The 12,880-nt window shown below is 59.1% G+C and carries 8 protein-coding genes and 1 riboswitch; of the genes, 7 read left to right on the top strand and 1 reads right to left on the bottom strand.

Annotated features, from left to right (window positions below):
- The first annotated feature begins 124 nt into the window (after window positions 1-124).
- From ACVINW_RS20250 to hemN, 6 genes are all read left to right on the top strand, one after another.
- Entirely contained in the window at window positions 125-1,555 is a 1,431-nt protein-coding gene (locus ACVINW_RS20250; protein ID WP_456752913.1) for a PAS domain S-box protein, read from the top strand.
- Entirely contained in the window at window positions 1,552-2,157 is a 606-nt protein-coding gene (gene fixJ / locus ACVINW_RS20245) for a response regulator FixJ (RefSeq protein WP_456752912.1), read from the top strand. Before ACVINW_RS20250 ends, fixJ begins: the two co-directional genes overlap by 4 nt.
- A gap of 351 nt (window positions 2,158-2,508) precedes the next feature.
- Window positions 2,509-3,342, top strand: a complete 834-nt coding sequence (locus ACVINW_RS20240) for a universal stress protein (RefSeq protein ID WP_456752911.1) — start codon at window positions 2,509-2,511, stop codon at window positions 3,340-3,342.
- Between the two features lie 461 nt (window positions 3,343-3,803).
- Complete coding sequence (locus ACVINW_RS20235; protein ID WP_456752910.1) at window positions 3,804-4,487, top strand: helix-turn-helix domain-containing protein; 684 nt, start codon at window positions 3,804-3,806, stop codon at window positions 4,485-4,487.
- 148 nt (window positions 4,488-4,635) lie between these two features.
- Window positions 4,636-5,235, top strand: a complete 600-nt coding sequence (locus ACVINW_RS20230; protein WP_456752909.1) for a hemerythrin domain-containing protein — start codon at window positions 4,636-4,638, stop codon at window positions 5,233-5,235.
- A 582-nt stretch (window positions 5,236-5,817) separates the two neighbouring features.
- On the top strand, window positions 5,818-7,170 hold the full coding sequence (gene hemN, locus ACVINW_RS20225; RefSeq protein WP_456752908.1) for an oxygen-independent coproporphyrinogen III oxidase: 1,353 nt from the start codon (window positions 5,818-5,820) through the stop codon (window positions 7,168-7,170).
- Window positions 7,171-7,799: 629 nt separating this feature from the next.
- Here the strand turns inward: hemN and metE are convergent.
- Window positions 7,800-10,145, bottom strand: coding sequence for a 5-methyltetrahydropteroyltriglutamate--homocysteine S-methyltransferase (metE, locus tag ACVINW_RS20220; protein ID WP_456752907.1), 2,346 nt, complete (start codon window positions 10,143-10,145; stop codon window positions 7,800-7,802).
- A 102-nt stretch (window positions 10,146-10,247) separates the two neighbouring features.
- Window positions 10,248-10,446: riboswitch (cobalamin riboswitch) on the bottom strand.
- A gap of 1,287 nt (window positions 10,447-11,733) precedes the next feature.
- Between metE and ACVINW_RS20215 the strand changes: the two genes are divergently transcribed.
- A complete protein-coding gene (locus tag ACVINW_RS20215) occupies window positions 11,734-12,591 on the top strand; it encodes a nodulate formation efficiency C protein (protein WP_456752906.1) in 858 nt (285 codons plus the stop codon).
- Window positions 12,592-12,880 lie beyond the last annotated feature (289 nt).

Genomic DNA, 12,880 nt, shown 5'->3' with positions numbered 1-12,880 from the left:
GGTTCAAATAAAGATCCCGCCTTCCTGCACAATATATCGGCGTAAATCGACACGCGTCTGCCTTCGGTGGCCTGCTGCGGCCAAACGATGTAGGGTCGATCGAATGAGAGGTCTGCCGGCAAATATGTCCGACTACATCTGGTATCGTTATGGCACTGCGGCTGCAGCCGCCGCGCTCGCCCTCGTGCTCCGCGCGGCGCTAACTCCGTATCTCGAGGATCGCTCATTTACGATCATCTACCTTCCGGCAATCGTTTTTGCTGCTTTCGCCGGCGGGCGCGGACCGGCGAGCTTCGCTACCCTGCTCTGTCTTGTCATCAGCGGGGCAGTTCTTGGGAAAGGCCTCATCACCCTTTCCGCGAACATGATCGATATGGCCGCATTCGTGGTACTTGGTCCCATGCTTGGCTTCATGGGCGACCGGCTGCGGCAGGAATCCGAGCAGGCGCGGTATCGGCAAGCCCATCTGCAGTCGATCCTGGACACCGTACCGGAAGCGATGATCGTGATCGACGAGAAGGGTATCATTCGCTCGTTCAGCGCCGCGGCTGTGCGTTTATTCGGCTGGATCCCGGACGAAGTGGTTGGAAAGAACGTGTCCAGGTTGATGCCGCAGCCGTACCGAGCCGAGCACGATCGCTACATCGAACGTTATCTGACCACCGGCGAGCGGCGCATCATTGGCATCGGGCGCATCGTGGTCGGCGAGCGGAGCGACGGCTCGACCTTTCCGATGGAGCTTGCCGTCGGCGAGGCCAAAGTGCGCGGCGAACGCTTCTTCACCGGCTTCATCCGGGACCTGACCGAACGGCGGGCGCAGGAACGCAGGCTACAGGAGCTGCAGTCTGAACTCGTCCATGTGTCGCGGCTGACCGCCATGGGTGAGATGGCATCGTCCATCGCCCATGAAATCAACCAGCCACTCTCCGCCATCACGAATTACATGCGCGGCGCAAAAGTTTTGCTAGCGGCAGAAAAGCCAGACACCAGCCGCATCGGTGATGCACTCGAACACGCCGTTCAACAGGCACTGCGGGCGGGCGATATCATCAAGCGCCTGCGGGAATTTGTTGCCAAAGGCGAAACACAGCATTCTGTGGAAAATCCGCTCACGCTTCTTGAAGAGGCCGTGGCCCTGGCCCTGCTCGGCGCCAAGGAGCAAGGCGTGCGGGTGACGATGCACAGCGATCGCGATCTGCCGTCCATGATCGTAGACAAGATCCAGATCCAGCAAGTCGCGCTGAACCTGATACGCAACGCGATCGAGGCGATGGCCTCCTGTCCGCGCCGCGAATTGACCGTCGGAGTTGACAAGGTCGACGGTGTCGCCAGGTTCACCGTCGCCGATACGGGTTCCGGCATCAGCCCTGATGTCGCCGACCGCATGTTTCAGCCCTTTGTCACAACAAAGGAGCATGGCATGGGTGTTGGACTGTCAATCTGCCGGACAATCGTCGAATCCCATGGCGGTCACATCGTCGCGCAAGCGAATCCGGGCGGGGGCACGATTTTTCAGTTCACGCTGCCATTTGCGGAGGTCTGTGAAGAAGCATGACCGCGCGGCGCATTCTTGTGATCGACGATGACGCCGCGATGCGGGATTCTCTGGCGTTTCTCCTTGATATTAGCGGTTTCTGGGTGACAACCTACGAGACGGCGCTCGAGTTTCTCAATGACATCGCGAGCGGTCCGGTCGACTGCGTCGTATCGGACATCCGCATGCCGGGCATGAGCGGCCTTGAACTGGTACGCAAGCTGAAGGCCGATCGCATCGACTGTCCGGTCGTGCTGATAACCGGTCATGGCGACGTATCGCTGGCGGTTGAGGCCATGAAGGCGGGTGCGATCGATTTCATCGAGAAGCCGTTTGAGGACGAGGTGCTGTTGCGCGCCATCAACGCGGCCTTGGAAGCGCGACCTGTGAAGCCAGCCGGTGACGCAGCGAAACTGCAGGCGGAAGCCCGCCTTGCGGAGCTCTCTTCGCGCGAGCGTGATGTCCTGCGAGGACTATTAGCCGGGAAGATCAACAAGGTAATCGCGCAAGACCTTGGCATCAGCCCACGAACGGTCGAGGTTTACCGCGCCAACCTCATGGCCAAGACCAATGTACGCAGCATGTCCGAGTTGATGCGGATCGCCATTGCCGCCGGACTCTAGCAGGTTCGCGAGCGCGCGCTATAAGCGACGAACGTTGGTTTCGCGGATCTTGGATGAATTTGTCCATGAATGATCCTCGATCGCGTGGGCGCGGAGCGGATTGCCCAGCGAGGACTTGCGCACAGGCCAGGGCCACGGACCTGCGATGTCGGAAATCAAGGCGAGGCCCGGCAAAAGATGCACGCGCACGTCGCGCCGGAGTCCCCCATCTTCGACGATGGATCTGCACAAGCTGTCCGTCGCCGCTTTGATCCGCCTGGACAAACCAACGATCGTACATGTAGCAGATCAAATGCCCGGCCCAGATTTTTACTCCGATGAACAGCAATCCTTTCACGCGCGGAGAACGCAATGTTCGGGAATATATTGGTCCATCTTCCCACGGAGCTCCCGGTTCGGGCTGCGGTGAACGGTTCGATTTCCTTCGCACTGAGCACGGGCGCGCACCTTGACGCTGTGGCAATCGGTTACGAGAGGATCATTGTTCCGCTCGCTGCACTCGGCGGGGCGGCCGTTACTTCGGTCTTTGAAATCGAGCAGGCGCGTGCGCTGGAGCGAGCCGAAGTGGCGCTTCGTATCTTTAATCTGCGGGCAAGGAGCGCCGGCATTTCCTATGCGAGCCGCGCCCTCAGTGCGGTTCCAGCGGAGGCGCGTCGAAGCATCTGCGCCAGCGCACGCGTGCACGACATGACTATCGTCACACAGCCTCAGAGCGGCTACGACAGCTATGACAATGTTATTCCCAACGAGATTCTGTTCCAGGCCGGCAAGCCAGTTCTGTATCTGCCAAGCGTCGTCCATCGCGCTCTTTCGGCCAGACGGATCGGGATTTGCTGGGACGGCAGCCGCCTTGCGGCCCGCGCATTACACGACGCGATGCCGCTGCTGCGCGATGCGGATGCGTTGACCATCATCGCGATCAATTCTGCGCACAAGATTGCGGCGGAATGTTCCACCGATCGCCTGGAACAGTATCTGGCCCGGTCAGGGCTTTCTGCAAAGATCGTGTCGCTTCCGGCATCCAAGGCGGCGCACCGTGCGCTCTTGTCGCTTGTCGCCGACGAAAGCCTCGACCTGCTGGTGATGGGCGGATCCGGCCGCTGTCGGCTGCGCGAAAGGCTGCGCGGGGGCCTCTCAGGAGACCTGCTTCGTGCAAACATCATCCCGGTCTTGATGTCGCAGTGAAGGCAAGAATTGGAGACGCGACATGCGGTCTGAACGCGGTCCATCGGCTCAGGGAAGTGCCGGCCGACCGCTCGTCTGAAGAACAGGAGCGCCGTCTGCTGACTTTCGCGGCCCGCCGCCGCTCCATCGAGGCGACATGTAACCGCTGAGCAGGCGCCGATGTTTACGAACACTGCACCTGCGCTACCGTTCTGGAGGAGCGACACCACCCCCCGACGATAACCGAGCTCAAGCTGAACGACCGCCAAACCAGCATGCAGCTTCCCAATTCAAACGCAGCCTGGTCGACTTTAAGCCGTATCCGATCAAACAAAGGGCCGCGCCGCACGTTTTGGGAGGATCCAGCTCTCGGCATACGTATAAATACTTAGTGGATTCTACTTAGGGGAAACATCCAAATTTTCCAATTCGTTGGAAGCGGCCAATCTGCGTCCTATCGACGTTCGAGGATCGAGTCCGCCATGTACGTACAGGCCGCGAGTATTCACGAGATCAGCCATCATCCGAGCAGGGTCTTGCACGGCCAGCCTCGTACCTATGGTCCGTTTGGTATGGTTGCGACCCCCATGCGGTTCGCCCGCAACAGCGAGATCTATGGCGAGGACGAAGCAGCGGAATACCTGTACCAGGTGGTATCGGGTGCTGTCAGAAGCTACAGGATTATGGTGGATGGACGTCGTCAGATTGGTGCGTTTTATTTGCCCGGCGACATTTTCGGCTTTGAGGCCGGAGACAACCATATCTCTTCGGCGGAGGCGGTCTGTGAAACGCACCTTTTGACGGTGAAGCGCAGTGCCCTCATTGGTCGCGCCAGCCACGAGAGCGAGCTCACACGGCAGCTCTGGGACGCGATGGCGCTTGAGCTCCGCCGCTTTCAGGAACATGTGATGCTCCTGATCGGCAGCGCTGAAGAGCGTGTTATGGCATTCCTGCTCGATATGTCTCGTCGTGCCACGAAGAACGCTGCGATCGAACTGCCCATGTCACGGCAGGATGTTGCCGATTATCTCGGTTTGACCATTGAAACCGTCTCACGCACGCTCACTCAACTTGAGCACAATGGCGTGATCGCGCTGCCGACCTTGCGCCGAATCGAGCTCCGTAGCGACAAACTGCCCAGCCGCGTGACACAGACTCTGGGCTAAGCTCAAGAGTCGCCGGGAACCACGCAAATTTCCGTGCACCGAACAGCCGGCAACTCGCAGCGCACGGCGGACACCCGAACCTCTGCTTGAGCGATCCAGGGCGGATGGCGGGATCGCCAGCTACATTGTTCCTCCGTGGAGCACCGCAATGATCATCGATTTTTTGCTTCGAGAACATCGCAATATTGATCTGCTTCTGGTCGCCCTCCAACGTGAATTGGAGATTTTTGAGCATGGCATCCGTCCAGACTATGAGGTCATTCGCGCGATTATCAGCTACTTTGAGGTTTACCCGGAGGTGTACCATCATCCTCAGGAAGACCTGATTTTCTCCAAGCTCAGAACTCGCGACCCGGACGCCGCTGCAATCGTGGGCGATCTGGCGCACGAACACCGGGAAGTCATCGACCGCCTGCACCACTTCGCTCGAGCTATCGATGGTATCCTCGCGGATCGTGAACTCGTTCGGCAAGAGGTCGGCAACATCGTACGCGACTTCATATTGCGGGAGCGGCGCCATATGATGTGGGAAGAACGAGATTTCTTCCCCGCCGCCGTCAAGGCTCTATCGGCTGAGGATTGGACCGAAATCGCATCCGCCCGCACTGATGCCGGGGATTTACTATTCAGCAAGACAGCGGAAGCGACATCCGATGCGCTAAGAGCGCATATTCTGGAATTGGAGCAAGAAGCTGAAGCCGAAAGGAGTTCAGTCGCGTTTTCGTCCGCCAAAGCCGATGGACCGTAGCTGATCGCTGATGTTTCACGATGGAAAGTGGACGTCAGGATCGTTCTTTTGAAATGAAGATGAAATCTTCCCGGCGCCCGCACGCTGCGCACGGCCGGGACGAACTCCGCGGTCGCTTGCCTTCGGTCAGCCGGTTGCAAATGACATGGCCGAAATCCATGCGCTCCGGGTCCGGCAGGTTCCATGGCTGAGCGTCGGTAGATGCAAGTGCCAGAGCATGGCTCGGCTTACGCAACACTGATAACGCGCCAGACGAGCCCTGCACGGACCGATCAAGATGGCCGGGGGCGGCCACTCGTCGAGCGCTGCGCCGACACGGAGTAGGATCTCAACCGATTGCAGCTTGGTTTGCTGACCGGATTGAATCACCAACGAAATACCGAGGCCCGCGCGGATAGGATGCGGCTCATTGCGACCGGTCAAGCGCTTGATTGCATTCCCAAAGTGCAATGCATAGGCCTCGGGTATGCCCTACCAATTTCGGCTTGATGGCTACGATGGTTGGGCGCGATATTTGAGCCAGCGCAAAGCTTATCTGTCGCGTGTCCGGTAATCGGCCCAAAGAGGAAGAAAGGCATCCGAATGCGACCGGACTTGGCAGAATCCTACGGGCAGCACCGGCTGCCGCGCTACACCAGCTATCCGACGGCCCCCCATTTCTCAGCATCGGTTTGCGAATCCGACTACCGAACCTGGCTCAAGTCGTTGGACGCCCAGCAATCCGCCTCGATCTACGTTCACGTGCCGTTTTGTCGAAGGATGTGCTGGTATTGTGGCTGCCACACATCCGTCGCGAAACGCCAGGAGCCGATCGCGATCTATGCAGCGGGACTGCGGACTGAAGCTTACCTCGTTGCAGAAACCGTTGGTCGACGGCAACCGATCTCTCACATCCACTTCGGGGGTGGTAGCCCGACGATCATGACACCTGAAACATTTGCTGATCTGGTCGGTTCGTTGCGCCATTCGTTCGCTGTCCTGCCTGATGCCGAGATCGCCGTAGAGATCGATCCACGCACGTTGAGCGAGCCGATGGCCGAGGCGCTGGGCTTTTGCGGGGTCAACCGCGCGAGCCTGGGTGTACAGAGCTTCGATCCAGTTGTTCAGCACGGCATCAATCGTCTGCAGAGCTTCGGACAGACCGCGATCTCGGTCGATCGATTACGCCGCGCAGGCGTCGGCCGGATCAATTTCGACCTGCTCTATGGGCTGCCCCTGCAAACGGTCGCTTCGTGCCTGGACACCGTCGCCAAATGCCTCGAGCTTCATCCGGACCGGTTTTCGGCCTTTGGATACGCGCACGTTCCTTCGTTCAAGAGACATCAGCGCAAGATCGATGCGTCCACCCTGCCCGACAGCGTCACGCGCCACCTCCAGTCCGAAACGATCGCGGAAGCTTTGGTCGATGCTGGATACGTTCGGGTGGGCGTCGATCACTTCGCCTTGCCGAACGACAATCTAGCCCTGGCGAGGCAGGAAGGCAGGTTAAGGCGCAACTTCCAGGGCTATACCGACGATTGCGCTGATGTCCTGATTGGTCTGGGGGCCAGCGCCATCGGCCGTATGCAACAGGGGTTTGCCGCGAACGCTGTCTCGACAAAGGACTACCTTGCTCGCATCGCCATGGATCAGCTCGCCGTCGCAAAGGGCTATTTGCTGACCGATGACGATCGCTTCCACGCCGAGATCATCGAGCGAATCATGTGCGACCTGGCAGTCGATCTTTCCGAGACATCCCGTCGTTACGGCCGGGATCCGAGATTGGCCGTCGTCGATCATTCTCGTCTCGGCAGCCTTATCGCTGACGGCGTCGTGGCGATCGGTGATGGCCGGCTCACTGTAGCCCGTGGCGCAGAGTTCCTGGCCCGGAGCGTCGCATCAGTCTTCGACGCTCACCTGCTTCGGTCCGGGGCTACACATAGTCAGGCGGTCTAGCGACTAAGCGGAACCCAGCGTTTCATATCCGAGCTCGGCATCCCCGCAACCGGTGCATGCTTTGGATGACGACCAATCGCACCGCTGAAGAACGCGTCGGTTGGTTATCCCGTTCGCCGCCCCGCTGCTGAGCCGCTCATTGGAACGGTCAGATGATATTTTTTTCCGTCGGCAGTATAGTGGCGTTGATCCAGCCCAGCGTTTTCCGGCAGAAACCCGTACCAACGTGCGCGCCTGATGCCGGGCCATGTTAGGGCGGCACTCCGCCCGACGTTGCCCAACCCCGCAACGCGTTGCGAACGTACACATCGACGACAAACCTTGGTTTAGAATTTTAATCCCGGGCAATATCGACGGCATACCACGGCATAATTGAGCTCCGCTGAGCTTGTGCATTAACTGGGGTCAGATTTCGGCGGATGTCCTCGCCGTGATCGAACCATCGGCTGGCTTCCCTCCGCCGACGGACGTCGGTGCGATGCATAGCAGCGTCGCTCCTCCCGGACGCACTTCGCCCGGCCGCTAAAGGCGGCCGGGCGTTTTTTCCTTTCCCAAGGCTCCTCACGATTACCGAGCGCGCAAGGCCCCAAAAGCGATCGGTTTCTCGACGAGAGACACCGGGCCGAGGATCAACGGTCGAAGGGAGCGGATCCAGCGCGCAGTTCGCGCGCGGCAGCGACCATGTTGGCCAACGCCGGGCGGACCTCCTCCCATTTCCGCGTCTTCAGGCCACAGTCCGGATTGACCCAGAGCTGCGAGTCCTGCAGCCGTTTTCGGGCCAAAGCCATGAGTTCCGTCATCTCGCCCGTCTCGGGCACGCGTGGAGAATGGATGTCGTACACGCCCGGCCCGATTTGATTTGGATATTTGTAGTTCCGAAACGCGTCGAGCAATTCCATCTTCGAGCGCGAGGTCTCGATCGAGATGACGTCGGCGTCCATTGCGGCAATCGCATCGATGATGTCGTTGAACTCCGAGTAGCACATATGGGTATGAATCTGGGTTTGATCGGCGACGCCCGATGAGCAGATGCGGAAGCAATCCCCGGCCCACTCGAGATAAACCGCCCACTCCGATCGACGCGGCGGCAATCCTTCGCGCAGCGCTGCTTCGTCGATCTGGATCATGGTCGCGCCAGCCTTCTCGAGATCGCTGACTTCGTCTCGGATCGCGAGCGCAATTTGACGGCAGGCCTCGCTTCGGGGAATATCATCGCGAACAAACGACCAATTCAAAATCGTCACCGGTCCGGTCAACATCGCCTTCATCGGCTTGTTGGTTAGCGATTGCGCGTAGCTCCACCAGTCCACCGTGATCGGCTTCGGCCGCGAGACGTCGCCAAACAGGATCGGTGGCCGGACGCAGCGCGATCCATAGGATTGTACCCAGCCGTTTTTGGTAAATGCGAAGCCGGCGAGTTGCTCGCCGAAGTACTGCACCATGTCATTGCGCTCAAACTCGCCGTGCACGAGGACGTCCAGACCAATGTCCTCCTGCCAACGTACGGCACGCGCAGTCTCTTCCTTGAGGAACGTGTCGTATTGCCCGTCGCTCATGGAGCCTCTCGCGTGCGCCGCGCGGGCACTGCGGACCTCTGCGGTCTGCGGAAACGAGCCGATCGTTGTGGTAGGAAACGCCGGTAGTTTGAAGCGCTCGCGTTGGATCTCGGCACGCCTGGCAAATGGACTGGCGCGCCGTCGCGCGGTCTGATTGATCGCACTCATCCGGGCGGCGACATTGGTGTCACGGATCTTCGGCGAAGTTCCGCGGCGGATGGTGACGCGCTCCGATTCCGCGAGAGCGTCGGCGACATTCTGATCGCCTGCGAGTGCCCGTGCCAACGTCGCAAGCTCGCGAATCTTCTGAACCGAGAACGCAAGCCAGCTTTTGACGTCGGAAGCAAGCCCCGTTTCGAGCTCAACATCGACCGGCACGTGAAGCAGCGAACAGGATGGGGCGATCTGTACGCGATCCCTGCCGAGTTTCGCAATGGCGGAATCGAGCCGCTGGCGCAGCGCCGATAAATTCGTCCGCCACACATTGCGGCCGTCGATCACGCCGAGTGAGATAACGAGACCACTTCGCCCGGCAGCAATGATCTGGTCCAATAACTCTGGCGCCCGAACCAGATCGACGTGCAGGCCGGCAACAGGTAGGCGCAAGGCGGTGTGAAGATTTTCGCCAAGGCCCCCGAAATAGCTGGCGACCATGATCTTGATGGCCGGCCCCTCCTTGACGAGCCGGTCATAGGCATGCAGCAAAGATTTTCTTGTCCCCTCATCCAGATCGAGGACCATGCAGGGCTCGTCAAACTGGACCCAATTCGCCCCGCGTCTGGCCAATTCCTGCAGAACCTCGATATAGACCGGTACCAGGTCATCCAGTAGTGCCAGTGGCTGGAACGCGGGATCAGCACTCTTGCCTAGCTTCAAGAAGGTGACCGGGCCGATCAGGACAGAGCGGGTTTGAAAGCCAAGGGCCTTGGCTTCCTCATACTCCTCGATAGGCTTGCGAGAGGAGAGCCTGAAAGTCTGCCCCCGATGAAATTCCGGGACCATGTAGTGGTAATTGGTGTCGAACCACTTGGTCATCTCCTGCGCGGGTGCGCCATAGCCGCGAGGTCGGTGACCGCAACTCGCATCCTGGCTGTCGCTTTGAGAACCGCGTGCCATGGCGAAATACGTCTTGAGGGAAGCAGGCTCGACTTTCGAGGCATAGACGTCCGGGATGGCGCCGACCATGACACTGGTGTCGAGCACCTGGTCGTATAGCGAGAAATCGTTCGACGGAATGATGGTGACACCGAGGGATTTCTGGCGCGCCCAGTTTGCCGCACGCAGGCCGGCTGCGTCCTCGAGCAACTGCTGTTCGTTGATTCTTCCGGCCCAATAGCTTTCGAGCGCGAGTTTGAGCTCGCGTCTTGGACCGATGCGCGGCGTTCCGAGCGTGGCAACCGGAAGTGAGAGAAGAGACATACCGTTAACCCCATGTTGGGGGCAAAGGCCATGGCGGACGCAGGCAGGAGACGTCACGCGAGCGACGGCTGCTTGGCGTACCACCGGGACACCCCGCCCGCGGACGAACATATTGTCGGGGCAGGTCTCCTGGCTCGCGGATCATCGCCACTGTCCGGCCTTCCCGAAGCCGCGCGGGCTTCAGTGACTCTGTTGGACAGCGGCTCGCCGCTTACAGTTGCGGGGGCAGCGCCGGCATCACCGGCTTCCCTCTTAGCTCCGGATCAAGCCGAACCGGAGAACCTCGACGACTTGGATTATCGGCAAGACAACTCCGCAGTCAACCTGTCAAAGTGATGCTGCTGACGATACACGGCCACTCTTGATCGCGACGTTGAAGCCACTCTCCAATCTGGATATCGGGATGACCATCTCCGAGGCGCGTTCGCGTCGGACCGCGTGTCAGATCGTGCAAGAGACGAATGCGGCCTTCGCGATGAAGGTCACGGTGCCGGGACAGGCCGCTCTTCACGCGATCCAGCTTTCGAAGCGCTCATCTAGCACGCTTCGATGCGCCCCCGGTTCTCCACCAACGACCAAGGATCAGCGTGAACAGGCACAATATGCGCAAAATCGGCAGCATACTGAGCGAGCATGTTGATCTACCACCAATCCTGGTAGGCGCCATGCGGATGCTTTTGGCGATACTGCGCAAAGCAAGCATAGTGACTCACCAACGAAAAGAGTAGCCCGTAATGAAAATGGCTGTTTGGAGTGCCCTCGGCGTCTTTGCTGCTGCCGTCTTTACGGTCGGCCTGTTCGGCTGGATAGCAAAGGCATTTATGAACCCGGCCGTCAGGCAGATGCTCTCGAGAATGTTGAGCAGCTCAAGCCGAAGCTAGCCCGACCTGAGACTTCCCTTCTTGTCCGGTCGATACGACTGCATGGAAGTGCAACTCCCCAATGTTGACTACGACGACGACCACATAGGCGCCCGCTAACGTGTCCTACGCGAGCGACGAATTTCATATCGCTTCGCCTGCGTGACTTTTGAACTTCCTTAGCGCCGATTCCAAATCGCTCGCCGCTGACGAGCGGCTTCGCCGCACTTTCCATCTCCGCAGCAGCGACAACGACCTCCGACCACATGGTTCGATGGCGGCAATCCTGCACCCAACTGTCGTCAGGCTTCCGGCAGCAAGGCTTCCCAACTGCGTTGCTCGAAGATGCAGCGCGTGACAGGAATCAGCCATTAAAGTCGAAAGTCGCCGCGAACAGGCTTAATGGCGACATAAATGAGGTAAGCAGGTCGGGAAGTCGACAGAGGCGGCACAAATCTGGTGCCAATTGCCTGGCACGAAGAATGCAAGTCTTCGCTCGCCCAGGCTTCTCCTCCTGGGCAGGTCCAGCATTGCAAGTTGACGCTTTGGCTGACCACTGAGGTTAGCGGCGCGTGACATCGAGGGACGCGCCTGCTCGCGCGGGACATCAGCAGGTGCTCGCGTCACGTTGCCGCTAACTTCCAACGATCTCGCAGGCACGTTGAAGATTGTCCTCTTTGGAATTGACGCGTGGATGAGAACCAGATGGGCCGGCAGCAATGAAGAGAATGGCTGGAACGCGCGTATTCTGGTTCTGTTTCGCTCGATCGCTGATTTGCCTGGCCGGGCTGGCAGCGACGAACAACAATGTTCGTGCCAACGACAGCGCTCTCGTCGAAAGGGTCAAGTCAACGTGGCGAGCGCAAGACGGCGAGACCATAGAACAAATCATCTCCAAGGTCTCGAAGGTGGCTCACTTCGTCCCTCGCTCGTGGGGAGTAGCCGAAGGGATTGACCGAACAGAGTATGTGTACTTTTCCTGGACCAGGCACCAAGATAACAAATCAGACGAACAGTACGCAATCACTTGGAAGATCGCGACCGACGGAACGATCAGACTTGCGTCGCCATATGCAAAGCCGATTGAATTGGGTTGGCGCGCCTTTGCCCTCTCGTTGATTGCCAGTGAAGTCACTGATGGCGAAAGGGACGCAAATCTTCGCTTTCTGCACGATCCTGTTAACTTTAACTTCGTGACGACCGCACGAGGCAAGCTCGGCATTCTTCTGCGGCGCGGCCGCTGCGATATCATTGAGCCCGTTGTGGTGGATTACGTGGCGAAATCGAATGACAAGCCGACAGCGAAGGGTGATCTGTGGCGCGTTTTGCTTTTGGTGAACTGTAAGATTCCGGGCCCCCGCTATTTTACCCACAACGGCGTCATCACTTTCGAGAAGCGCGAAGAACAGGATTGGCAGCCGCAATCTTTCCTTGCCAAGCGTATCGCGGCCTTTCCTCCAGGCTCCTGGTTCGATCGGATCGAGCCAAATGAACGAGAAACAAGAGAGAAGGCGCGAAGGGCCTCAGTCAATGATCGCACGGAGCAAGATCGCGACGCACGTCCTTGGCGCGCTGAGCAGCTCTGAGCAGCAGCCAAAGCACACGCACTCGGAAGCGTTGACCTGTGCTGATCTGTCTTTGCAACAGACCGGCAGCCTCTCTCGCATCTCGTCACAGGACAAAGGCAGGCAGCACCGTTGCTAGCGGCCCAATCCGCTAGAGACTCGATACCATGACCAGGCGACGACGTACCAGCTTACGAGAGCCGGCTTGGCCCGGCCCGCACACGTGCGGTGAGCGGACGCAATCTGCGGCGCGGCCATCTTTAAATCCCATGTTGCAGGGGAATTCGCCGGGGCCTCTTGATCAGGCGTG

It is taken from the genome of Bradyrhizobium sp. USDA 4461, from assembly GCF_054055655.1.
The sequence above is the reverse complement of the archived record's forward strand: the minus strand, read 5'-3'. Positions and strand labels throughout refer to the sequence as shown.

Excerpts from the sequence above, each read along its gene's own strand:
- ACVINW_RS20250 (WP_456752913.1), top strand. The coding sequence starts at position 125 with ATGTCCGACTACATCTGGTATCGTTATGGCACTGCGGCTGCAGCCGCC.
- fixJ (WP_456752912.1), top strand. The coding sequence starts at position 1,552 with ATGACCGCGCGGCGCATTCTTGTGATCGACGATGACGCCGCGATGCGG.
- ACVINW_RS20240 (WP_456752911.1), top strand. The coding sequence starts at position 2,509 with ATGTTCGGGAATATATTGGTCCATCTTCCCACGGAGCTCCCGGTTCGG.
- ACVINW_RS20235 (WP_456752910.1), top strand. The coding sequence starts at position 3,804 with ATGTACGTACAGGCCGCGAGTATTCACGAGATCAGCCATCATCCGAGC.
- ACVINW_RS20230 (WP_456752909.1), top strand. The coding sequence starts at position 4,636 with ATGATCATCGATTTTTTGCTTCGAGAACATCGCAATATTGATCTGCTT.
- hemN (WP_456752908.1), top strand. The coding sequence starts at position 5,818 with ATGCGACCGGACTTGGCAGAATCCTACGGGCAGCACCGGCTGCCGCGC.
- metE (WP_456752907.1), bottom strand. The coding sequence starts at position 10,145 with ATGTCTCTTCTCTCACTTCCGGTTGCCACGCTCGGAACGCCGCGCATC.
- ACVINW_RS20215 (WP_456752906.1), top strand. The coding sequence starts at position 11,734 with ATGGCTGGAACGCGCGTATTCTGGTTCTGTTTCGCTCGATCGCTGATT.